Source organism: Streptomyces tubbatahanensis, from assembly GCF_022699385.1.
Classification (GTDB): Bacteria; Actinomycetota; Actinomycetes; order Streptomycetales; family Streptomycetaceae; genus Streptomyces; species Streptomyces diacarni.
On sequence record NZ_CP093846.1, the window covers coordinates 3,211,689 to 3,235,361 of the forward strand.

A 23,673-nucleotide genomic window follows, 5' to 3' on the forward strand; every position below is an offset into this window, starting at 1 on the left:
CGCCCCACCGCGGGCCGGGCGAGGCCCACCGTCCCGGCGAACCCGTGGTCAGGCTCCCGGCACCGTCGTCAGGAACTCGCCCACCCAGGCCAGCAGGTCGCGGCCCGTCAGGGGTTTGCCGCCGATGCCGCCCGGCTTGGGGCGGGGCACCAGGACCTGATGGGTGGCCGACTTGATCACCGAGCCCGGGTACACCCGCTTGAGCCGCAGCTCCTGCGACTCCCGCAGCTCGACGGGGCTGAAGCGGATGTTGTTGCCCTGGAGGGTGATGTCGGTGACGCCGACCGTGCGGGCCAGCATCCGCAGCCCCGCGACCAGCAGCAGGTTCTCCACCGGCTCCGGCAGCGGCCCGTACCGGTCGGCCAGCTCCTCGCGCACGGAGGCGATGTCCTCCTCCGTGGTGGCCGAGGCCAGCGCCCGGTACGCCTGGAGGCGCAGCCGCTCGCCCGGCGCGTAGTCGTGCGGGACGTGCGCGTCGACGGGCAGCTCGATCTTGACCTCCGGCGGGGTCTCCTCCACGGGCCCCGCCTCACCGGACTCCAGCGCGGCCCGGTAGTCGGCCACCGCCTCGCCGACCATCCGCACGTACAGGTCGAAGCCGACGCCCGCGATGTGCCCGGACTGCTCGCCGCCGAGCAGATTGCCCGCGCCGCGGATCTCCAGGTCCTTCATCGCCACGTACATGCCGGCACCCATCTCCGTGTGCTGGGCGATGGTGGCCAGCCGCTCGTGCGCCGTCTCCGTCAGCGGCTTCTCCGGCGGGTAGAGGAAGTAGGCGTAGCCGCGATCCCGGCCGCGGCCCACCCGGCCGCGCAACTGGTGGAGCTGGCTGAGGCCGAAGTTGTCGCCGCGCTCGACGATGAGGGTGTTCGCGTTGGAGATATCGATGCCGTTCTCCACGATCGTCGTGGCCACCAGCACGTCCGACTTCTTCTCCCAGAAGTCGACCACCACCTGCTCCAGCGCCTGCTCCGACATCTGCCCGTGCGCGGTGGCGATCCGCGCCTCCGGCACGATCTGCCGCAGCCGCGCCGCCGCACGGTCGATGGACTCCACCCGGTTGTGGATGTAGAAGACCTGCCCCTCGCGCAGCAGCTCACGGCGGATCGCCGCGCCGATCTGCTTCTCCTCGAAAGGACCGACGAAGGTGAGCACCGGGTGCCGCTCCTCCGGCGGCGTGGTGATCGTCGACATCTCGCGGATGCCGGTCACCGCCATCTCCAGCGTCCTGGGGATCGGCGTCGCCGACATCGTCAGCACGTCCACGTTGGCCCGCAGCTTCTTCAGCTGCTCCTTGTGCTCGACACCGAAGCGCTGCTCCTCGTCGACGATGACCAGGCCCAGCTCCTTGAACTTCGTCTCCGACGAGAACAGCCGGTGCGTGCCGATGACGATGTCCACCGTGCCCTCGCGCAGCCCGTCCAGCGTCGCCCGCGCCTCGGTGTCCGTCTGGAAGCGCGACAGCGCCCGCACGTTGACGGGGAACTGGCCGTACCGCTCGGAGAACGTGGAGAAGTGCTGCTGCACCAGCAGCGTCGTCGGGACGAGGACAGCGACCTGCTTGCCGTCCTGCACCGCCTTGAACGCGGCCCGCACCGCGATCTCGGTCTTGCCGTAGCCGACGTCACCGCAGATCAGCCGGTCCATCGGGACCGACTTCTCCATGTCCTCCTTGACCTCGCCGATCGTGGTGAGCTGATCGGGCGTCTCCGCGTACGGGAACGCGTCCTCCAGCTCCCGCTGCCAGGGGGTGTCCGCGCCGAACGCGTGCCCCGGCGCGGCCATCCGGGCGCTGTAGAGCTTGATCAGGTCCGCGGCGATCTCCTTGACCGCCTTCTTCGCCCGCGCCTTCGTCTTCGTCCAGTCCGCGCCGCCCAGCCGGTGCAGCGTGGGCTGCTCGCCGCCGACGTACTTGGTGATCTGCTCCAGCTGGTCCGTCGGCACGAACAGCCGGTCGCCCGGCTGCCCGCGCTTGGCCGGCGCGTACTCCACCAGCAGATACTCGCGGGTCGCGCCCTGCACCGTGCGCTGCACCATCTCGATGTAGCGGCCCACCCCGTGCTGCTCGTGCACGATGAAGTCGCCCGGCTGGAGCGTCAGCGGATCGATCTGCTTGCGGCGCCGCGCCGGCATCCGCGTGCCGTCCTTGCCCGCCGCCTTCTGGCCCGACAGATCCGTCTCCGTCAGCACCGCCAGCTTCAGCCCCGGCGCGAGGAACCCGTTGTCCAAAGAGCCGCAGGCCACGTGCACCAGGTTCGGCTCCAGCGCCAGCTCGGAGCCCGCCAGCCGGGCCGGCACCCCCTCACCGCCCAGCACCTCCGCCGTACGGGACGCCGGACCGTGCCCCTCGGTGACGTACACGCAACGCCACCCCTGGGCCAGCCAGCCCTTGGTGTCCGCCAGCGCGCGCGCCGTGTCCCCCCGGTACGTCTCCGGCGCCTGCAGGCCCAGCGTGAGCGTGTCCCCGTCGCCGTCCTCCGCCGCCTCGACGTCGGCGGTGAACTGGCTGACCGACCACCACATCATGCCCAGCTCGCGCGCGTGCTCCCGCACCTCGGCGATACCGCGCAGCGAAGCGGCCCCCACGTCGATGGGGGCGGCGCCGCCCGCGCCGTCGCCGCCGCCGGCCGCCGCCGCCCACGACGCCTGCAGGAACTCCTGGCTCGTCGCCACCAGGTCCGCGGCGCGCGTCCGCACCCGCTCCGGATCGCACACCACCGTCATGCTGCCCGCGGGCAACACGTCCAGCAGCAGCTCCATGTCGTCCACCAGCACCGGCGCGAGGGACTCCATGCCCTCCACCGCGATCCCCTCGGCGATCTTGCCGAGCAGCTCGTGCAGCTCCGGATGGAGCTCCATCAGCTCCGCGGCGCGCCGCCGCACCTCGGGCGTCAGCAGCAGCTCCCGGCACGGCGGCGCCCACAGCCCGTGCTCGGCGACCTCCAGCGAGCGCTGGTCGGCGACCTTGAACCAGCGGATCTCCTCCACCTCGTCGCCCCAGAACTCCACCCGGACCGGGTGCTCCTCCGTGGGCGGGAACACGTCCAGGATGCCGCCGCGCACGGCGAAGTCGCCGCGCTTCTCCACCAGCTCCACCCGCGCGTACGCCGCAGCCGACAGCGCGTCCACGACCTCTTCCAGATCGGTGGTCTGCCCCTGCTTGAGGGCGACGGGAACCAGGTCCCCCAACCCCTTGACCTGCGGCTGGAGCACCGAGCGGATGGGCGCGACGACGACGGAGACCGGCCCGGTGGCCGGATCGCCCGGATCCGGGTGCGCCAGCCTGCGCAGCACCGCGAGCCTGCGGCCCACCGTGTCCGAGCGGGGGCTGAGCCGCTCGTGCGGCAGCGTCTCCCACGACGGGAACTCGACGATGCCCTCCTGGGGCAGCAGCGAGCGCAGCGCCCCGGCCAGATCCTCCGCCTCGCGGCCCGTGGCCGTCACCGCCAGCACCGGACGCTGCGCGGAGCGTGCCAGCGCGGCGACGGCGAACGGGCGGGCCGCGGCGGGGCCCACCATGTCGACATGGTGGCGGTTGCCGTCCGCCGCGGCCCTGACCGCCTCCTCAAGCGCGGGGTCCTCGGTGACGGCGTCGAGCAGACCGTGCAGGCTCATGGGCTTCGCTTTCGGCTTTCCGTCCGGTGGCGGGGGCGTGCGGGGCGTCCTCGGGGCACGCCAAAGGGCCCGACACAAGCTGATCGGGCCCTTCCAGACTACGCCGCCCGGCCGACACCCTCCCCTCGTCCGCCGCGGGCCCGGCTCCGCGCGGGGGCCGGCGGGGGCCGCCGGGGGTTCGCCGTCGCCGCTGGGTGCGGCTCTCGTTGTGCCCGCCATCCCCGGCCTCCGGCCGAAAGGACCCCGGAGCCTCCGGCCGAAAAGACCCCAGAGCCTCCGGCCGGGAGCACCCCCAGCCCCGCGGAGCGCCTGCCGGCAACGAAGGCACCTGCCCGCACCGAGCGAGTGGGGCGCGGTGTCCCCGGGTCAGTCCTGGGGAGCGGGGGCCGACTGGGGAGGAACGGTGGCGGTGTCGGGGGCCGCCTCGGGGGCGCGGCCGGTCAGCGCGGCGAGCGACGAGCGGACGTGCGCCATGTGCTGCCGCAGCTCGTCGGCCCGCTCGGTGTGCTCCCTCAGCACCCGCTCGGTCTCGCGCGCGATGCCCTCTTCGCGCACGCGGGCCTGCGCCAGCAGCTCCTCGCCCTGCGCCACCGCGTCCTCGTGCCGGTGCCGTGCCCACTCCTCGGCCTGGGCGTGCTGCCGCTTGGCGTCGGCCAGTGCCCGCGCTCCGCGCTCTTCGAGGTCGGCGGCGTGCGCCGCGAACGCGGCCTCGTTCTGCGCCCTCTCGCGCTCGGCGGCATCCGCCTCGGCCGCCTGTTCCTTCTCCTGTTCGGCCAGCAGCGCCGCGCACCTGCGGGACATCTCACGCAGCGCCTCGCCGGCCTCGCGGCTGGTCTTGTCCGCGTGCTCCCGTGCGTGGGTGCGCAGCTCGTCGGCGTGGTCCTGGGCGGCGTCGACGGTGCGGGCCGCGGCGGCCTCCGCGTCGGCGCGGCGGCGGGCCGCCGCTTCCCTGGCGCCGTCCTGGAGGGAGCGGGCCTCTTCCTCGGCCCGCCCGGTCAGCTCGTGGGCCGCGGCCTCGGCCGCCGCCCGCAGGTCCGCCGCCTCCGACTCCGCGGTGCCGAGGAGTCCCTGGGCGCGCGGGCCGAGCGCTTCGTAGGTCTGCGGGGGCAGGGCGGCGGCGACGTCGTGCAGCCGCTGCGCTTCCTCCGCGGCCTCCTCGGCGAGCCGGGTGAGCTGCGCGGTGCGGTCCCAGGCGGCCTCGCGTTCCGCGTTGAGACCGCTCACCCGGGCGTCGACCTGTTCGGGCCGGTACCCGCGGCCCCTGACGACAACGAAGCCGTGCGGCGACGACGCACTCATTTCGAGCCCCTTATCTCGGCTTATCCCGGTTCCCGGCTCCTGATGCGGTCCCGGCGACCACGTCGAGACCGGCTCGTCCCAGGATGCGCTACTTCACCGTGGTTGCCGTAATCGGCACATCCTGGCGCAACTGATCAAAAAGTTCGCGTGACCCGGATGGGTGCCAGACGACGACGCTTCCGACGCCCGGGACGCTGAGCCCGGGGTTCGCCACCGGAACGGTCGTCGTACCGCCCTCGCCCGCCGTCAGCCCCCTGATCTCCCAGCCCATCCGTGTGAGTGACCCGACGGAGTCCATCCGGTCGACGGTCACCGCGTCCAGGGCCGAACCGAGGAAGGGGTAGAACCGGAACGGGTCGGCCACCACGTCAGCGCCCGTGCCCTCCCGCACGAGGGCGCTCAGCAGTTTCCGCTGCCGCTTGACCCGGCCCAGGTCGCCCTCCGGATCGCTGTAGCGCGCCCGGACGAACGCCAGCGCCTGCTTGCCGTCCAGCGTCTGGCACCCGGCGTCCAGGTCGGCGCCCGCCTTCTCGTCGCGCAGGGGCTCGCCGAGGCAGATCCGCACACCGTCGAGAGCGTCGACGACGTGCGTGAAGCCGAGGAAGTCGATCTCCGCGTAGTGGTCGAGCCGCAGCCCCGTGGCCTCCTCGACGGTGCGCGTCAGCAGCTCGGCGCCGCCCAGCGCGTACGCCGAGTTGACCTTGCCCTTTCCGTGGCCCGGGATCGGCACGTAACTGTCCCGCGGGATGCTCACCAGATACGGTCCCGCCGCACCGTAGTGCAGCACCATCACCGTGTCCGTGTTGCGCTGGCCCCCGCCGCCGACGTGCAGTTCCTCGCGTTCCTCGCGGGTCAGGTCCGCACGGGTGTCCGAACCGATGATCAGCCAGTTGGTGCCCTCGCCGTGCGCCGGGCGGTCCGGGTAGTCGGTGAGGGCCTCCGTCTGCTGCAACCGGGTACCGGCCCACAGGTACGTCGCCGAGACGGCCGCCGCCGCGAGGAGGACCACAGCGAGCACCACCACGATCACGACCCGCGGCCACCGGCGCCTGCGACGCGGACGGCCCGCGCGATAGACGGTGCTGCTCTCCCCGTACATGGACCGAGGGTCCCGCGCGGCGGCCGGGACCGCGCGCCACCGTGGTCCGTCCGGCGGAGGGGGGCGCGCCGCACCGGCACGCCCCCTGGATCACCCTCGGCTCACGCGGGGGTCACTCCCGGATCAGAACAGTCCGTCCCACATCTGTTCGAGCAGCACGGACCACCAGTTCTCCGGCGACCCCAGGGCCGGGGCGTCGAGCGCCGCGAGCTGGGCCTGGAAGTCGACGGTCCACCGTCCGGCCTGCTCGGGCGTCAGCCCGAACCGCAGCCGCCACATCCGCCCCAGCATGGCCACACAGCGCACGAACTCCGGCAGCCCCGTGTTGACGAACTGCGGAGGTGCCGCCTGCCCGCCGGGCCCCGCCTCCAACGGCACGGCGACGATGTTCGCCGTGCCGTACTGCACGCACAGCTGCCGCCCGAAGTCGCTGCCCACCACCAGGTAGGAGCCGGCGTCGGACGCGGCGGCGACGCCACGCTCCTGCGCGAGTTCGGCCAGCGTGGGGATGGGACGCCCCGGCTGTGCCTGCCCCCAGAAGAAGGGGCCCAGGTCCAAAGGGACGCCCGCCCACACGAGGGTCTGCGCCACGATGTCGGGCACGCCCTGGCGGGAGACGGCCCGCTGGTCGAACCGGAAGACGCCCTGGGGCCCGAACGCCTGCATGAGCTCCTGCCCGATGGCGTCGGGCGGAATGGGCGGGGCGGGCGGGACCTGTCCCGGCGCGGGCAGCGGCACCGGGTTGGGCGCGGGCCGCGCGGGCCCGTCGGCGACCTGGTGCAGCTCGCCCTGATGCTCGATCAGGTGCCGCATCCCCTGCTGCCGGGAAGCGTGGTCGGCGCCGTACGACGCGGTGTGGCTGACCCGCACCTGGGGCCAGGTCTCGCGGATCATCCGGGCGCAGTAGCCGCCGGGCAGGTCGCAGGGCTCCAGCTCGGTGTGGAGCTCCACCACCTGCTGCGGAGGCACGTTCATGGCCCGCAGCTCGTGCAGCAGCTGCCACTCGGGGTGCGGGGTGCCGGGCGCTGAGCGGCGGATGAGCTGCTGCTCGGAGCCGTCGGGCGCGCGGTAGCGCAGGGCGGCCATGTAGCCGGGGCCCACGGTGGGCTGCCCCGGCTGCGGCTGCGGTGCGGCGCCGCCGCCGGGCGGAGGCGGCGTGCCTGCTCCGGGCACCATGCCGGGCCCGGGGGCGCCGGGCGCAGGGGTGCCGGGAGCCGGGGCCGCGGGGCCAGGGGCGCCGGGCGGAGGCGTGCCGGGAGCCGCGGGCGGGGCGCCGGGCGGCGGGGGCGTGGCGGGTCCGGCCACCCCGGGCCCGGCGAGCATCGTCGCCGCGTGGTGCACGTCCGCACCGCCGGTGCCGCCGGGCGGCGGTGTCCCCGTACCGCCGGGCGGGGGTGTGCCGGGTGCGTCGGCCTTCGGCTGGCTGCCGCTCTGGCTGATCTGCTCGGCCAGGTCGTCGGCCGAGACCAGCTGGGTCGGCACGTAACCGCCGCCGCCCGGTGCTCCCGGAGCACCCGGCGCCGAGGGCGGGGGCGGGGTGGACGGGCCACCCGGGGGCGGGGTGGACGGGCCGCCGGAGCGGACACCCGGGGTGCCGGGAGCACCGGGCGGCGGCGGGACGGACGGTCCGCTGCCGCGCGAGGGCCGCGGGGGGATGGAGCCGCGCGGGGCCTTGCTGGTGGCGGCGTCGGCGATGTCACCGGGCCCCGGAGTTCCGGGAGCGGACGGGGCGCCGGGAGCGGACGGGGCGCCCGGCATCGACAGTCCGCCCTGGGAGGGGTCGGCCAGCATGGTCGCGGCCGCGTGCACTCCGCCACCGGCCCCGGGACCCGAGCCGCCCGCGCCCTCGCCGGGGCCCTCACCGGTTCCGTCTCCCGGGCCGCTTGCCTGGCCGGTTCCGCTGCCGCCACCACCGGTGCCGGTGTCTCCGGTGCCGGTGTCAGCGGCACCGGCGCCAGCGGTTCCGGGCCCGCCGTGCTGCGCCGCCGCCTGTCCGGGCGCCTGCGGGGGCTGAGGTGCGTGGGGCGGGTGAGGCGGCTGGGCCGCGTCGGGGGCACCCGGCGCCTGCGGCGGCTGCTGCGGGGGCGGGGCGGAGCCGGTGGCCGGGTCCTCAGCGGGCTGCCCGCCCCCGGCGCCCGGCAGGTCGAGCGCGGGCGCGACGGCCGTCCTGGGCAGCACACTGCCCTCGGGCAGCAGTTCGGTCCTGGCCTCCGACCTGGAGCCCGGCGGCGGAGGCGGCGTGTCGTCCTCGTCGCTGCCCATCAGCGGCGGCGCGAAGACCGTCGCGGGCGGCGCCTGCGCCTCACCGCTGCCGACCCCACCGGTGTCCGCCCCGTCCCACGGACTGGCGCCGGACAGACCGCCGCCGGAGGAACCCCCCTGCGATCCACCGGCGACGGGAGCGGGCGGCGCGCCAGGAGCCGACGGAGCCCCAGGAGCGGGAGCGGGCGGCGCGCCGGGGGCCGAGGACGGCCCGGAGGCGTCGGCACGCCGGTCCGGAATGCCCATCTTGTCGGCGGCCTCCTGCAACCACTCGGGCGGCGTCAGCAGGAAGGACGTCGCCTCCAGGTCGAGCCGCTGCTGCGGGGCCGCAGCCGGGGCGGCCGCCTCCTCGGCGCCGTACTCCTCCTCGTAGCGCCGGATGACCTCGCCCACCGGAAGAGCGGGCCACAGCGTGGTGTCGCCGCTGTCCCTGGCGATGACCAGACGCAGGTTGCCGCCGTCCGAGACAGGCCCGCTCTCGCGGTCCTCGGCCCAGGCCACGAAGCCCAGGTCGAACTCGCGGACGCGCACCTCGCGGTGCTGGTATCCGGGTACGTCGCCGTTGACCCAGCGCTCGGCGCGCTCCTGGGCCTGCGCGAAGGTCACCATCGCGCTCTCACCTCTCCACAGGGACGGCGCGGGCGAAGCCGCCGTCCACCATCAGGTTCGCCACGGTCTCCAACTCCGGCGGGTTACCCGCGAGCCGCAACAAGAACGCGTCGAAATCCGCACCGCACGGCCGCAGCAGCCGCTCCACCCGCTCCTGCACCCCCATGCCGTCGGCGTCCCGCGCGTCGTCGTACGCGCAAAACCACACCGAACCCAGCGCCTCGCCCTTCACCTTCAGAGCGACCAGACCACCCTGCACGAAACCGACGCCCAGGAAGTCCTTGGTCAGGTGGTCGCGCAGGCACTTGTTGACGTAGACGAGGTCGTTGACGGCCGCGTCGTCCCGCACCGTGAAGAACGGCTGGTCCACCAGCAGGCCCAGCTCCGCGTCGAGCGCCACGCCCTCCGGAGCGCAGCCGCCCGCGGCCTTGAGGAAACCGCGGTAGGCACCAGGCAGCCGGTAGCCGAGCCGCTCCTCGACGTCGGCGACCTGCCGTTCGGTCACCGCCGGCTCCGGCCCGTGCGGCACGGCGAAGTGCGCCGGGCGGGTCTCCTGGAGCGGACGCGTACCGGTCTTGCCGTGGTCGACGGAGGCCGTCGCCAGACCGCCGTGGTGCCGCAGCAGCGCCTTCACCTCGACGGGCACCAGCTCCATGCGGCGGCTGTGCGCCACGTGGTGCCACGTCCAGCCGTGCGGAGTGGCCACGGGCGGCAGGTCCGTCCACAGCTCGTGCCCCTCGGCGTGCAGCGCGGCGTTGGCCGACACGTAGTCGGTCAGGCGCAGTTCGTCGCCACCGAAGCCGTCCGGGGGCTCGGCGATCTCGGCGGCCGCACGGGCGTACGCGGAGAAGTCGGGAAACCCGGCCGCATCGACCCGCACCCCCTGGGGGTGGCGGGCCGCCCTGACCGGATCCGGGAAATTCACGACCTGCCCGGCGTACGCCCGGTTCGGTGGCGCGGCGGCTTGTCCGAGCCGACCTGTCGTCATGGCGTTGGCCCCCTGCTGGTGCTGGCTGGTTCCGAACAGCCTATGCGGTACGGCAACCGCCAGACACCGCCCCCGGCACTCCCTCCCGACAGCCGCCTGCGGCGATGCCGTACCACCGCCTCCAGCACCCCCGCACCGGACCGCTCACCCAGAGGGCGTGGAAAACGGTCTCCCTCCCGCCCGCACAACCGTGACGCCCACGGGGGAATGAGCGACTCATGCGCCACACTGCATACTTGGGCGAGCCCCGGCACTTAAGGGGACACTCGGGGAGGAAGCTCCATTGCACACCGCACAACAGGCGCACACACCGCAGGCGCAGACCGCGCCCCCGGCACACCCCGCCGAACAGGCGCAACCCGCCACCGGTCACGGGGCGGGCGACCCGCGCATCGGCTGGACGAACGCCGCCGACTCCCTCAACGCCACCGCCCCGGTCCTCAGGCACCGAAGGGACGGCATCCTGCCCGCGGTCGCCGCCGCCCTGTCCATCCGCGGCGAGACCCTCACCTGCACCGGCAGCAAGAGCGAACGGCCACCCGCCCACCACCCCCTCGTGCAGGACTTCCTCGACACCCTCACCACCGAACGCCGCTCCCGCACGACAGGGCGCTGCCCCGAGGCCGTCCTCCTCTCCCGCTACCTCACCGCCACCGAGACCAACCGTGCCGCCAAACGCGGCGCCCGCAGACAAGGCAAGAACGCGAAGTCGAGCGGCACCAAGGCCAGCAGGGCGCCCCGCACCACGAAACCGCCCAAACCCCTGACACTGAGCGAGGCCAAGCGCGCCCTCAAGCACGCCAAACTCACCGCACGCCGCATCCGCGAGGACGGCGATCCCCTGCACGGCAGCTACATCCCGCCATGCCGCTCCTGCACCCCCCTGCTGGCCCACTTCGGGGTACGGGCCATCGACCCGGCACAGGAGCACGACCGGTGACCACCCGCTTCCCCGTCGCCGTCGACGACCCCCTGCGCAACGCCGGATGGGAACCAGGACGGTGGGACATCCGACAGGCCGAACAGTGGGCCGACACCCTGCGCGCCCACGTCTCCCCCGGCGGCCACCGGCACGCCGTCTTCCCCGCCGCCGTCGAGGTGTGGGCCGAGTTCGGTAGCCTGCACATCGCCCCCACAGGGCCGGGACGGCACCTGGCACCCGCACACGTCCACATCGACCCGCTGACCGGACTGCACGCCGCCCGCACCTTCAACGACCTCGGCCGCGCCCTGGGAACGCAGATCTGCCCGATCGGCACCGAAGGCGAGTACGGCGGCACCGACGCGCTGCTCGTCATCGACGCCCAGCGCCGCGTCTACAGCCTCGACCCGACAGGCGACTGGTACGTCGGCGCCGACTTCGACTCCGCGCTCTCCGCGCTGCTGATGGGCCTCGTCCCGGCCAAACTCAGTGCGGGCGCCCCGCCGCCTCCCCGCACAGCCCCCGACGACACCGCCGTGCACGCGACCGACACCGCCCCGCACCCGGCCGGCGGCGCGCCCCACCCGGCCGACGACACGGCCCCCACCCCCGAACCCGGCCAGAGCCACGGCTCTCGCTCCGACTCCTACTCGAGTTCCGGTTCCGGCTCCGGTTCCGGCTCCAGCTGCGAGGCGGGCACGGCGACGCACGGCACCTGGGCCACGGGCGACGACACGCACGCGCCCGACAGTGCGCGGAACTTCCCCGAAGGGCTCACGCCCGCGCATACGGAATGATCGCCGACACCCGGAACCCGCCGGAGTCCGTCGGCCCCGACACGAAGCCGCCGCCCAGCGCCGTGACCCGCTCCCGCATGCCCACCAGCCCGTTGCCCCCGCTGGGCAGCCCCGCGTCGGCGGCACCGTCCACCGCGGGCTCGTTCTCCACCTGCAAGGCGACCTCCGCCTCCCGGTGCGCCACCCGCACCCGGGTCGCGGCACCCGCGGCGTGCTTGTGCACGTTGGTCAGCGCCTCCTGCACCACCCGGTAGGCCGTCTGCTCCACCGTGGACGGACAGGCGCCGTCCGGGCTCCCCTCCACCCTCAGCTCCACCGCCATCCCGGCAGCGCGCGACTGGCCCACCAGCGCGTCCAACTGCGCGAGCGACGGCACCTGCGCGTACGGAGCCCTCTCCGGACCCCCGCCACCCGCGCGGACGATGGCCTCCTCACGCGCGGCAGCCGCTGTCCCGGCAGTCACCGGCGCGGACCCCGACGCGAGCTCCGATCCGGGCTCCGACGGGCGCGAGGGCGCCCGCCCGGCACCGTCCCCGCCGGGCACACCCTCGGGCGGCCCCTCCGAGCGACCAGCCGACGCGTCCGTGACGTCCAGGGCATCGGACACGTCCGAGACGGGCAGCGCCCCGACGGACGGCACCGGGGCGGCCGCGCTCTCCGGCACGGTTCCGTCCTCCCCCGCCGCCGTTTTCCCCGTCCCGGCGCGCACCCGCTTCTCGCCCCGCCCGGCCGTCTCGGCGTTTCCCGCCCCACCGGCGGCCGCGGTCCGCTCCCCGGCGCCCCCGGCCGCCACCGCCGCACCGGTCCGCGCGCCCGGCCCACGACCTCCGGCCCGACCGGCTCGGTCGGACTGGTCGGCTTGGCCGGCTTGGCCCGACTGATCGGACTGCTGGTCGGTGTGGCGGGCGTGCTCGGCCTGCGCCGGCTTCTCCGCCTCGCCGGACCGCAGCACACCCAGCATGGTCCGCAACTCGTTGAGAGCCTGACGGCCCATGTCGCCCACCAGCGCGGCGTTCCTGGACGCCTTCTTTGGATCCTTCAGCGTCACCGCCTGCAACGCCGCCGCGTGCACCACCATCAGGCTCACCCGATGAGCGACCACGTCGTGCATCTCACGGGCGATCCGGGTGCGCTCCTCGTTGCGCGCCCACTCGGCGCGCTCCTCCGCACGGTCGGCCAGCAGCGACAGCTCCCGCTCCAGACCGTCGGCCCGCTCGCGCAGCGACTCCACGAGCCGCCGCCGCGCCCCCACGTACAGGCCCAGCAGCACGGGCGGGGCCGTCACACCGATCGACATCAGCACAGCGGCCAACGGCACGAACCACGACGACGGGTTGAAATCGGGATCCTGCCCGACGCTCTGCTCCAGCCGGAACGTGGTCATCGCCAGCGTGCCCAGCGCGGTCATCGACGCCAGCAGCCCGGTGATCCGCCGCGGCACCTCGGTCGCGGCCAGGGTGTAGAGGCCCACCACGCACAGGGTCGCGCCCATGTCCGCGGGTATGACGGCGATGGCGACCAGGACGACGGCGATGGGCCAGCGCCGCCGCAGCACCATCGTCGCCCCCGCGACCACGCCCAGCACGACCGCCAGCCCGTCCGGAATGCCCGTCTCGCGGGCGAAACTCTGCCCTTGGAGCGCGCACTCGGCGGCGGAACCCGCCGCGAGGCCGACATCGAGCACCGCACTCCGTGGCCGTTCCCACCACCACGGCCCGCCCCGCGCACGGTTCTCCCCCGTCTCGGTCATACCGACCAGCCTACGACCGAAGAGCACCCCCTTTCCGGCCGAGCCCCGGAACACCCCCTTCCGCGCATCTGTCCGTGACCGGATGGTTCGGCAATCGAACACCGCGGAATTCACTCGAACTAAGCAAGCGACCGTCTTTTCGCAGCGCACGGCGCCATTCACCCACAAGACTCACCTGTATGGCACAGACGCACGAGACGTACGAACGCCTACGCGAACAAGCCCTCGCGCTGCGCCGCGAAGGCCTCAGCCGCCGCCACATCCGCGACCGCCTGAAGATCTCCAACAACGACCTCCTCAACCGCCTCGTCAAGGGCGAACCCCCACCCGCCTGGACCCGCCGTCCCCGCGCCAAGGACGCCCTGCGCGCCCGCGCCCGCGAGCTGCGCCGCCAGGGCTGGACCTACGACCGGATCGAACTGGAACTGGGCGTCTCGCGCAGCTCGGTATCCCTGTGGGTACGGGATCTGCCCAGACCGCCGCGCCGCAGCCCGGAGGAGCAGCAGGCCTTGATGCGGGCCGGTCTCTCGGAGCACCACAGAGCACTGGAGGAGCAGCGGCTCAGGACGAAGGCCGCGGCCTACGCGGAGATCGGTGAGCTGTCGGACAGAGAGCTTTTCCTGGTCGGCGTCGGCCTGTACTGGGCGGAGGGGGCCAAGAGCAAGCCGTACCGTCGCTCGGAGAGCGTCAGCTTCGTCAACAGCGACCCCGGCATGATCCGTGTCTTCCTCGCCTGGCTGAGCCTGCTCGGAGTGCCGAAACAGCACCTTCGATTCCATGTCACGATCCATGAGTCCGCCGATGTCGAGGGCGCGGAGCGCTACTGGGCAGACCTGGTCGGGGTTCCTGTGGACACCTTTCTCAAGACAGCACTCAAGAGGCACAACCCCAGAACGGTCCGCAAGAACGTCGGGGCGAGCTACCGCGGCTGCCTGGTGGTACGCGTCCGACGGGGCGCTGAGCTCTACCAGCGCATCGAGGGATGGTGGGCGGGCGTCTGCGCGTCGCAAACCCCGCCGACGGACCCGGGCGGGTCAGGTACGCTCTGAGCACCAATCCCCCGTGGTGTAATCAGGCAGCACCCTGAGTTTTGGTCTCAGTAGTCAAGGTTCGAATCCTTGCGGGGGAGCTCAGAGCGCACGGTCCTAGGTTCGAGTCCTGGCGGGGAGCCCACGCGCAGGCCGCGGAGCACCGCGCTCGCCCGCAGCCGGACGGCGGCCATCCCCTTCCTTCGGTTGACCCCCGGTATCCTGCGGGGCAGCACCCACCCCCGAAGTCGAAGGGCACCCCCGTGAGCGTCACTCGCCCGGCAGCCGTCGTCGTCCTCGCAGCGGGTGAGGGCACCCGCATGAAGTCGGCGACGCCGAAGGTTCTGCACGAGATCTGCGGCCGCTCCCTGGTCGGCCATGTGGTGAGCGCCGCGCGGGCGCTGGACCCGCGTGAGCTGGTCGTGGTCGTCGGGCATGCGCGCGAGAAGGTGACGGCGCACCTGGGCGAGCTGGACGCTCAGGTGCGGACGGCCGTGCAGTACGAGCAGAACGGCACCGGGCACGCGGTGCGTATGGCCCTGGCGGAGCTGGCCGACGGCGATCTGACGGGCACCGTCCTGGTGACCTGTGGTGACACTCCGCTGTTGACGGGCGCGACGCTGCAGCAGCTGGCGGACACGCACGTCGCGGACGGCAACGCGGTCACCGTGCTGACCGCCGAGGTCCCGGACGCGACGGGGTACGGGCGCATCGTGCGGGACGCGGCGGACGGCGCGGTTACCGCGATCGTGGAGCACAAGGACGCGACGGAGGCGCAGCGGGCGATCCGCGAGATCAACTCGGGTGTCTTCGCGTTCGACGGGCGGTTGCTGTCGGAGGCGCTGGGCAAGGTGCGTACGGACAACAGTCAGGGTGAGGAGTATCTGACGGATGTCCTCGGCATTCTGCGCGGCGAGGGGCATCGGGTGGGTGCGTCGGTGGCGGGTGACCACCGGGAGATCGTGGGGATCAACAACCGGGTGCAGTTGGCCGAGGCGCGGCGGATGCTGAACGGCCGGCTGGTGGAGGACGCCATGCTCGCGGGGGTCACGGTGGTCGATCCGGCCACGACGTGGCTGGATGTGGGGGTGACGTACGAGCCGGACGCGGTGGTGCAGCCGGGGACGCAGTTGCTGGGTGCCACGCATGTGGCCGCGGACAGTGAGGTGGGGCCGAACAGCCGGTTGACCGACACCTGGGTGGGTGCGGGTGCGTCGGTGAGCAACACGGTCTGCGAGGGTGCCCGGGTCGGCGAGGGCGCGTCGGTCGGCCCGTACACGTATCTGCGTCCTGGTACGCGGTTGGGCCGTGGGGTGAAGGCCGGCAGTTACGTGGAGATGAAGAACGCGGTGGTGGGTGACGGCACGAAGGTGCCGCATCTGTCGTACGTGGGTGATGCGGAGATCGGTGAGGACACCAACATCGGTGCGGCGAGTGTCTTCGTCAATTACGACGGTGAGAACAAGCACAGGACGACTGTGGGTTCTCATTGCCGGCTGGGTGCTGACAACATGTATGTGGCACCTGTCACGGTCGGCGACGGTGCTTACAGCGCGGCCGGTTCGGTGATCACGAAGGATGTGCCGCCGGGGTCGCTGGCGGTGGCGCGGGGGCAGCAGCGCAACATCGAGGGCTGGGTTGCGCGTAAGCGCCCTGGTAGTGCGGCTGCGCTGGCTGCGGAGGCGGCGATCGAGGCGGGCCGGGACGCGGCTTCGGGCGGGGGCGCGGCGGAGGCGTCCGGGGTGGCGCGGTCGGCTGGTTCGGCCCGTTCGTCGCAGGGTGCCGCCGGGCAGGTTCCGGCAGAGGAGGGTTAAGACCGGGTATCCGGTTGTATGACGTGGGGCGTACGGTTATGGGGAGCCTGATTGGCCACGCGGCCGAAAACCGACGCCGCCGCCCCCGCCAAACCGACGCCGCCGCCCCCCACTGAGCCGTCGTGCGGCGCACCACACAGGGAGACAACAGCAGTGACCGGGATCAAGACGACCGGCGAGAAGAAACTCATGCTCTTCTCCGGCCGCGCCCACCCCGAACTCGCCGAGGAAGTCGCCAAGCAGCTCGGCATCGGCGTGGTCCCGACCAAGGCTTTCGACTTCGCGAACGGTGAGATCTACGTTCGCTTCCAGGAGTCCGCGCGCGGCGCCGACTGCTTCCTGATGCAGAGCCACACGGCCCCCATCAACAAGTGGATCGTCGAGCAGCTGATCATGATCGACGCGTTGAAGCGGGCTTCGGCGCGGAGCATCACGGTGATCGTCCCGTTCTACGGCTACGCCCGGCAGGACAAAAAGCACCGTGGTCGTGAGCCGATCTCCGCGCGGCTGATGGCGGATCTGTTCCGTACGGCGGGTGCGGACCGCATTCTGACCGTGGATCTGCACACGGATCAGATCCAGGGCTTCTTCGACGGCCCGGTCGACCACCTGTTCGCGCTGCCGCTGCTGGCGGACTACGTGGGTGCCAAGACCGACCGCAGCAAGCTGACCGTGGTCTCTCCGGACGCGGGCCGGGTCCGGGTCGCCGACCGCTGGGCCGACCGTCTGGGCGCCCCGCTGGCGATCGTCCACAAGCGCCGTGACCCGGATGTGGCCAACCAGGTCACGGTGCACGAGGTCGTGGGTGATGTGGAGGGCCGGGTCTGCGTCCTCGTCGACGACATGATCGACACGGGCGGCACGATCTGTGCGGCGGCGGACGCGCTGTTCGCCAACGGTGCCGAGGACGTCATCGTGACGGCGACGCACGGTGTGCTGTCGGGTCCGGCGGCCGACCGGTTGAAGAACTCGAAGGTCAGCGAGTTCGTGTTCACGAACACGCTGCCGACCCCGGGTGAGCTGGAGCTCGACAAGATCACGGTGCTGTCGATGGCTCCGACCATCGCGCGTGCGGTGCGCGAGGTGTTCGAGGACGGCTCGGTGACCAGCCTCTTCGAAGAGAACGCGTGACCGGTCCCGCACGGGCCCTTGACCGGCCGACGCGGTCGGTGTGCCCGAGCGGGCCCGCCGGATCCTCGCGCTGAGCGATTTCGGCAGTTTCGGCACAGCAGGCCGCTCGTTTTCCGAGCGGCCTGCTGTGCGTTCTCCCACGAGCCTGCCGATCGGTTCCCGGCCGGGATTGCTCCTCGGTTGCCGGTCGGCCTGCCGGCCGGTTCCCGATCGGCCTGCCGGCCGTCTCCCGACCGGCCTGCCGACCCTTTCCGGCCGCCCTGTGATCGATTTCCGACCGGCCTCCCTCGCCGAGTAGACTTCGCGAGTCGCTCGGCGAGGGAGGCCGGTCCGGTTGTTTTCCGGGGCCGGATGCTCCGTTATCGACGCGCGCTCTTCGTAGCAGGTCCGTCGGGACCGAGTGGCAACGCACTGTCCGTCTTTTTGTTGCCTACGAGGAGCGCAGCATGGCTGATGTGAATCTCACCGCCACCACCCGCAATGAGTTCGGCAAGGGCGCCGCGCGCCGCCTGCGCCGCGAGGAGAAGATCCCCGCGGTCATCTACGGCCACGGTTCCGAGCCGGTGCACATCGCGCTGCCGAGCTACGACATGATGATGGCCCTCAAGACGCCGAACGTCCTGATCAACCTGGACATCGAGGGCAAGAAGCAGCTGGTCATCCCGAAGGCCGTCCAGCGCGAGGCGATCCGCCAGTTCCTCGTCCACGTCGACCTGCTGGTCGTCAAGAAGGGCGAGAAGGTCCAGGTCGACGTCCCGATCCACATCGAGGGCGAGCTCGCGCCGGGCCAGAACCTGCTGGAGCACGTCTACAACTCGCTGCCGGTCGAGGCCGAGGCCACCCACATCCCGGAGACCATCACCGTCTCCGTCGACGGCCTGGACGTCGGCGACTCCATCCTGGCCAAGGACATCAAGCTGCCGGGCAACACGGTGCTGGCCATCGAGGGTGACGAGACCGTCATCCAGGTCCTCGGCGCGCAGGCGGAGGAGCCGGCCGCCGAGGGTGCGGAGGGCGAGGAGGGCGCTGCGGAGTCCGCCGCGCCGGCCTCCGAGTAAGGACCCTGGCTGTACCTGTGCTGTGCGCGGGCGCCGGACGGGCTGTTCACGGCCCTGTCCGGCGCCCGCGCCGCACAGGGCACCGTGCGGCGTACCGCGCCGCGCTCTTCCTGCCCCGCACGCTGAGCGCCCCGACCGGCGCGCGCCTGACCGGATCGACCGAAGGACCACGCACATGGCGGCCACCACCGAACCCTGGCTCATCGCGGGTCTGGGCAATCCGGGCCCCGACTACGCCGGCAACCGCCACAACGTGGGCTTCATGGTCGCCGATCTGCTCGCCGGGCGGATGGGCGGCGCGTTCAAGTCGGCGAAGGGCGCCCGCGCCCAGGTGCTGGAGGGGCGCATCGGTGTTCCGGGGGTCAGCAGCACGCGTGTGATCCTGGCCAAGCCCATGTCGTACATGAACGTTTCGGGCGGCCCCACCAAGGCGTTGCTGGACTTCTACGGCGTGCCCGCCGCGCGCCTGGTCGCCGTGCACGACGAGCTGGACATCGACTACGGCGTTCTGCGGCTGAAGCTGGGCGGGGGTGACAACGGCCACAACGGCCTCAAGTCGCTCACCAAGCTGCTGGGCCGCGACTACTACCGCGTCCGTTTCGGTGTCGGCCGCCCTCCTGGCCGCATGCAGGTGGCCGACTACGTGCTCAAGAACTTCTCCTCCACGGAGCGCAAGGAGCTCGACTACTTCGTCGACCGTGCGGCGGACGCGTGCGAGGCCCTGGTGCTGGAGGGCCTGGAGAGGGCCCAGAGCACGTACAACAGCTGACGCGGCCCTCAGCCCTTGTCGCTCTGCTCGCGGCCCTTCGCGCGCAGGAGTTCCTCGATGGCGGCGAGACGCGTCTCGAGGCGGTCGATGTCGGCCCGGGTGGACTGTGCGGCCTGCGGGTCGGGGACGATGACGAAGCGGCCGTCAGGTTCGAGGCTTCCGCGTTCGACGGTCTCGATGCTGCCCCCGGTCTGCAGGCGTACGGCCTGCTGGAGTTCGCCGGAGCGCAGCCCGAGCCGGCGCATGGCCCGCCGTACGACGCGGCCGTCCTCGATGACGGTGGTCGGGTCGCCTTCCAGCAGCTTGGCCGCGCGCGTGTCGGCGGCCAGCCACCGGTTCATCAGCGCGTTGACGGCCACCAGGGTGGCGGCGCCGACGACGCCGCCGAGGAGGCTGTAGTCGCTGCCGATGATGGCGTTCTGCACGACGTTGGAGAGCAGGAAGACGACGACGAAGTCGAAGGTGTTCATCGAGGCCAGTCCGCGTTTCCCGGAGAGCCGGAAGAGCACGATGATGACGGCGTAGACCAGCACGGTGCGCAGGATCTTCTCGACGACGGGGATCTCGATCGTCATCATGTCGTGCCACATGCGGGCGGCCTCCCTCTCGGCGCTCGCTCCCACAGTGGTGCCGTCGGGCGCGGGAACGCTGCTCAACGCGCGGAGGGAGCGCGAAAAGGGGGCGGGGGCGGCGCGCCTGTGTGCGCGTTCCGCGGGGGCTCGTGACGACGCGGCCCACGTCGTTACCGGAGGGTCGACTTCCGATAGTGGCGCAAGCGCGCACAAGACGGTCGGTCGAGGTTGACCGGTAACCGTCAAGTACCCAAGGATCTCCGCCATGTCTTCACGAGTCGCCCAGACGAAGATCAAGCGGAGCCGCGTGCGGCGGCTCGGTGAGAGCGCGTTCGGGATGCTGTTGCTGGCGCGGGCCGCACTCATGGCGCTGATCGCGCTGGTGCTGGTGGTGGCGGGGGTGTGGACCTCGTGGGACACCGCTTCGGTCGCCATGAGGGGGGACGAGCGCGGCACGGTCACCGTCACCACGTGCGGTGACGAGAGGTGCAGCGGGACGTTCTCCCCCGCGGGGCCGGGCGAGGCGTCGAAGGTGACGGTCTCCCAGTTCGTCTCGGGCGGCCGGGGCGAGACGCTGGAGGTGGCGCGGAAGCCGGGTTCGGACCAGGTCGTGCGGACGGGGCCCGCCGGTGTGCTGTACGCCTGGGTGCCGCTGGGCGGCGCGCTGCTGCTGGCGTCGCTCGTGATCGCGGGCGGGCTGCGGATGCGGAAGACGGCGCTGGCCACCGGGGTGTGCGGGGCGCTGGTCATGGGCGGGGCCTGGGCCCTGCTCACCTTCTGAGTCACCCGCGAGAGGGGTCCCCCGCGAGAGAGTCCCTCGCGCGAAGGACTCTCTCGCGAGGAGAAGGAGCAGCAGCGCCCAGGCCCCGTCGGCCCGTCCGGCAGGGGCTCAGCCGGTGTTGCGCAGGCCCGCCGCCACGCCGTTGACGGTCAGCAGCAGGGCGCGGCCCAGGGTCTCGTCCGGCTCCTTGCCCGCGGCCGCCGCCTGCCGCTGGCGGTCCAGCAGGGAGACCTGGAGGTAGGAGATCGGGTCGAGGTAGGCGTCGCGGATCTTGAGCGTCTGCTGCAGGACCGGGTTGGACTCCAGCAGTTCACTCTCGCCTGTTATACGCAGGACTTCCTCGACGGTGAGGGCGTGTTCGGCCTCGATGGCGGCGAAGACGTGCCGCAGCTCGTCGGGGACGAGGGTCTCCACGTAGTGGCGGGCGATCCGCAGGTCCGTCTTGGCGAGCGTCATCTCGACGTTGGCCAGGAAGTTGCGGAAGAAGTGCCAGTAGGTGTGGGCCTCTTCGAGCACGCTGTCGAGTCCGGCTTCGCGGGCGGCCTTGAGGCCGGTACCGACGCCGAACCAGCCGGGGACGATCTGCCGCGACTGGGTCCAGCCGAACACCCACGGGATGGCGCGCAGCCCGTCGAGCCCGGCGCCGGTGTCGGGGCGGCGGGAGGGGCGGGAGCCGAGGTGGAGGTCGGCGAGCTGGTCCACGGGGGTGGAGGCGAAGAAGTAGGCGGGCAGGTCGGGGTCCTCGACCAGCTTCCGGTACGCGTGGTGGGCGGCGTCGGAGACGGTGTCCATGGCCGCGTCCCAGCGGGCGAGCGCCTCGTCGGACTGGCGGGGCGCGGTGTGCAGCGCCGAGGCCTGGAGGGTGGCGGAGACGGTCAGCTCCAGGTTCTCCCGCGCGAGGGAGGGCACCAGGTACTTGTCGGAGATGACCTCGCCCTGCTCGGTGACCTTGATCTCGCCTTCCAGGGTGCCCCAGGGCTGGGCGAGGATCGCGTCGTGGGTGGGGCCGCCGCCGCGTCCCACGGTGCCGCCGCGGCCGTGGAAGAGGCGCAGCCGCACGCCGTGCCGGTGGGCGACGTCGCGCAGCCGGCGCTGGGCGCGGTGGATCTCCCACTGGCTGGTGGTGATGCCGCCGAACTTGGAGGAGTCGCTGTAGCCGAGCATGACCTCCTGCAGGTCGCCGCGGAGGGAGACCAGCTTGCGGTAGGAGGGGTCGGAGAGCATCGCGTCGAGCAGCTCGTCGGCGATCTTGAGCTCGTCGGTGGTCTCCAGCAGCGGGACGATGCCGATCTTGGCCCAGCCGCCGTGCAGGTCGATCAGTCCGGCCTCGCGGGCGAGGACGGCGGCGGCGAACACGTCGTCGGCGCCCGCGCACATCGACAGGATGTACGACTCGATGACCTCGGGCCCGAAGGTGTCCAGGGCCTTGCGCACGGTCTCGAAGACGCCCAGGGTCCTGGCGCCCTCCGCGTCCAGCGGTGCGGGGCTCGGGGAGAGCGGGCGGCGGGAGCGCAGCTCCTTGGCGAGCAGGCGCTGGCGGTAGTCGCGCGGCATGTCCGCGTACCGCCACGACTCCTCGCCGAGGCGGTCGAAGAGCTGGCCGAGCGCGTGGTGGTGGGCCTCGGCGTGCTCGCGGACGTCCATCGTGGCCAGTTGCAGCCCGAAGGCGGCCACGGTGCGCAGGGCGCGCTCCAGGCGCCCGTCGGCGACCAGGCCGCCGCGGTGTTCGCGCAGCGACTCCTGGAGGAGCTCCAGGTCGTCGAGGAGTTCGCCGGTGCCCAGGTAGTCCCAGCCGGGCGCGTGGGGCAGCTTCTCGGCCAGCCGCGTGCGGGTGTTGAGGAGCTTCTGGCGGATGCAGGTGGCCTTGAGCCGGTAGGGCTCCTCGGCGTTGAGCCGCTTGTAGCGGGGGCTGATCTCCGGCAGCCGCGCCAGGTCGGCCTCCAGGGAATCCAGCAGGGGCTGGGTGGCGCCGCAGTTGCGGATGGAGTTGGACAGGGCCCCGCGCAGCTCGTCGACGTGGGTCAGCGCGTCGGTGATGCCGTGTTCGTGCTGGAGGATCAGCACGTCCCAGGTGACCTGGGGGGTGACGTTGGGGTTGCCGTCGCGGTCCCCGCCGATCCAGGTGCCGAACGTCAGCGGGCGGGTGCCCGACGGCAGCGGGGCGCCTGCCCGCTCCAGCTCGGCGGCCAGGTCCTCCAGCACGTCGCCGACGGCGCCGCGGTGCAGCTCGTCGAGGTAGTAGATGGCGTTGCGGGCCTCGTCGGCCGGTTCGGGGCGGGCGACGCGCAGCTCGTCGGTCTGCCAGATCAGGTCGACGTTCTCGGCCAGCCGCAGATCGCTGCGGCGCCGCTCGGCCCCGCCGATGGCGTTCTCGGACTCCTCCAGCAGCTCCGCGATCTTGCGCAGCTTGGTCAGGACGGAGCGGCGGGCCGCCTCGGTGGGGTGCGCGGTGAAGACGGGGCGTACCGACAGGTTGCGCGCGGTGTTCGCCAGGTGCGCGGGGTCGGCGTCCTTGAGCATGTCGGCGGTACGGGCCAGCATGCCGCCGTCGCCTGCGCGGCGGGCCCGCAGCTCGCGGCCGCGGTGCACCTGCTCGGTGACGTTGGCCAGGTGGAAGTAGGTGGAGAAGGCGCGGACCAGCTTGGTGGCGGTCTCGATGTCGGTCTCACCCAGAAGTGCCGCGGCTGCCTCACCGTCGCTGCGGGTGAGGGCGCGGACGCGCTCGACCAGGTCGAGGAGTTCCGCGCCTTCCTGGCGGACGAGCGTCTCGCCTAGCAGGTCGCCGAGCCTGCGGATGTCGGCGCGCAGGGCGGAGGTGGCCTCGACGGCGTCGGCGCCCTCGCCGTGGCCACCGCCGAGGGTGTCCACACCGAAGGTGTCGTCGAGCGGGGCGGGGTCACTCGATCCGGGCGCGTTCCGCGAGGGGGTCGAGGTGGGTGGATTGGTGTCGGCGCTGCTCACAGGTGCTGCTCCCTTGGGGGTTCTCGTCCCTTGCGGGGTGGCTTCGGGCAGGTGGCGGACCGCGCTGTCCGACGGCACAAGGATAGGTCGGCCCCAGCGTGGTACAGCACCTCTGTCCGAGGCGTGGGCACCGCGCGGCGTGATCGTGCCCGGTGCGCACCCCTCTTGTCCCGTGTCCTACGGCTGCCATACTTACGACGCCGTAGGTTACGGAACCG

Annotated in this window: 15 protein-coding genes, 1 tRNA gene and 1 pseudogene; 9 read left to right on the top strand and 8 right to left on the bottom strand. The window is 72.5% G+C overall.

Annotated features, from left to right (window positions below; translation table 11 throughout):
• Window positions 1-48: 48 nt before the first annotated feature.
• From mfd to MMF93_RS13730, 5 genes are all read right to left on the bottom strand, one after another.
• Window positions 49-3,615, bottom strand: a complete 3,567-nt coding sequence (mfd, locus tag MMF93_RS13710) for a transcription-repair coupling factor (RefSeq protein ID WP_242751568.1) — start codon at window positions 3,613-3,615, stop codon at window positions 49-51.
• Between the two features lie 366 nt (window positions 3,616-3,981).
• Window positions 3,982-4,914 (bottom strand): cellulose-binding protein, encoded by a 933-nt coding sequence (locus MMF93_RS13715; RefSeq protein ID WP_242751569.1) that lies wholly within the window; start codon window positions 4,912-4,914, stop codon window positions 3,982-3,984.
• An 88-nt stretch (window positions 4,915-5,002) separates the two neighbouring features.
• Window positions 5,003-6,013, bottom strand: coding sequence for an LCP family protein (locus MMF93_RS13720; RefSeq protein ID WP_242751570.1), 1,011 nt, complete (start codon window positions 6,011-6,013; stop codon window positions 5,003-5,005).
• Between the two features lie 123 nt (window positions 6,014-6,136).
• Window positions 6,137-8,884, bottom strand: a complete 2,748-nt coding sequence (locus MMF93_RS13725; RefSeq protein ID WP_242751571.1) for an SUKH-4 family immunity protein — start codon at window positions 8,882-8,884, stop codon at window positions 6,137-6,139.
• Between the two features lie 7 nt (window positions 8,885-8,891).
• A complete protein-coding gene (locus MMF93_RS13730) occupies window positions 8,892-9,872 on the bottom strand; it encodes an SMI1/KNR4 family protein (protein ID WP_242751572.1) in 981 nt (326 codons plus the stop codon).
• A 283-nt stretch (window positions 9,873-10,155) separates the two neighbouring features.
• Here MMF93_RS13730 and MMF93_RS13735 point away from each other — a divergent pair, with 283 nt between their 5' ends.
• Together MMF93_RS13735 and MMF93_RS13740 are read left to right on the top strand one after the other, a co-directional pair.
• On the top strand, window positions 10,156-10,812 hold the full coding sequence (locus MMF93_RS13735; protein WP_242751573.1) for a YwqJ-related putative deaminase: 657 nt from the start codon (window positions 10,156-10,158) through the stop codon (window positions 10,810-10,812).
• Window positions 10,809-11,291: pseudogene (locus MMF93_RS13740) on the top strand (SUKH-3 domain-containing protein); the annotation flags it as partial. The gene MMF93_RS13735 and the pseudogene MMF93_RS13740, both read left to right, overlap by 4 nt.
• Before the next feature lie 277 nt (window positions 11,292-11,568).
• Here MMF93_RS13740 and MMF93_RS13745 read toward each other — a convergent pair.
• The gene (locus MMF93_RS13745) at window positions 11,569-13,341 is read right to left on the bottom strand and encodes a sensor histidine kinase (RefSeq protein ID WP_242751574.1); all 1,773 of its coding nucleotides are present in this window, start codon (window positions 13,339-13,341) and stop codon (window positions 11,569-11,571) included.
• A gap of 179 nt (window positions 13,342-13,520) precedes the next feature.
• Between MMF93_RS13745 and MMF93_RS13750 the strand changes: the two genes are divergently transcribed.
• The 6 genes from MMF93_RS13750 (at window position 13,521) to pth (ending at window position 19,141) form a co-directional block, all read left to right on the top strand.
• Complete coding sequence (locus MMF93_RS13750; RefSeq protein ID WP_242751575.1) at window positions 13,521-14,390, top strand: hypothetical protein; 870 nt, start codon at window positions 13,521-13,523, stop codon at window positions 14,388-14,390.
• Window positions 14,391-14,397: 7 nt separating this feature from the next.
• Window positions 14,398-14,470 (top strand) — tRNA-Gln (locus MMF93_RS13755).
• A gap of 162 nt (window positions 14,471-14,632) precedes the next feature.
• Window positions 14,633-16,183 carry a bifunctional UDP-N-acetylglucosamine diphosphorylase/glucosamine-1-phosphate N-acetyltransferase GlmU gene (gene glmU / locus MMF93_RS13760; RefSeq protein WP_242751576.1) on the top strand — a complete coding sequence of 517 codons (1,551 nt, stop codon included), beginning with the start codon at window positions 14,633-14,635 and terminating at the stop codon, window positions 16,181-16,183.
• Between the two features lie 153 nt (window positions 16,184-16,336).
• Entirely contained in the window at window positions 16,337-17,314 is a 978-nt protein-coding gene (locus MMF93_RS13765) for a ribose-phosphate diphosphokinase (protein ID WP_242751577.1), read from the top strand.
• 446 nt (window positions 17,315-17,760) lie between these two features.
• Window positions 17,761-18,372: a 50S ribosomal protein L25/general stress protein Ctc gene (locus MMF93_RS13770; RefSeq protein ID WP_242751578.1), complete on the top strand. Its 612-nt coding sequence runs from the start codon at window positions 17,761-17,763 to the stop codon at window positions 18,370-18,372.
• A gap of 175 nt (window positions 18,373-18,547) precedes the next feature.
• Window positions 18,548-19,141 (top strand): aminoacyl-tRNA hydrolase, encoded by a 594-nt coding sequence (gene pth, locus MMF93_RS13775; protein WP_114024560.1) that lies wholly within the window; start codon window positions 18,548-18,550, stop codon window positions 19,139-19,141.
• 8 nt (window positions 19,142-19,149) lie between these two features.
• On the opposite strand, the gene MMF93_RS13780 is transcribed toward pth, so the two are convergent.
• The gene (locus tag MMF93_RS13780) at window positions 19,150-19,797 is read right to left on the bottom strand and encodes a DUF421 domain-containing protein (RefSeq protein ID WP_242751579.1); all 648 of its coding nucleotides are present in this window, start codon (window positions 19,795-19,797) and stop codon (window positions 19,150-19,152) included.
• Between the two features lie 181 nt (window positions 19,798-19,978).
• On the opposite strand from MMF93_RS13780, the gene MMF93_RS13785 reads away from it, so the two are divergent.
• Window positions 19,979-20,494, top strand: coding sequence for a hypothetical protein (locus MMF93_RS13785; RefSeq protein WP_242751580.1), 516 nt, complete (start codon window positions 19,979-19,981; stop codon window positions 20,492-20,494).
• A gap of 108 nt (window positions 20,495-20,602) precedes the next feature.
• Here MMF93_RS13785 and ppc read toward each other — a convergent pair whose 3' ends face one another.
• A complete protein-coding gene (ppc, locus tag MMF93_RS13790) occupies window positions 20,603-23,362 on the bottom strand; it encodes a phosphoenolpyruvate carboxylase (RefSeq protein ID WP_242757549.1) in 2,760 nt (919 codons plus the stop codon).
• Between the last annotated feature and the right edge of the window lie 311 nt (window positions 23,363-23,673).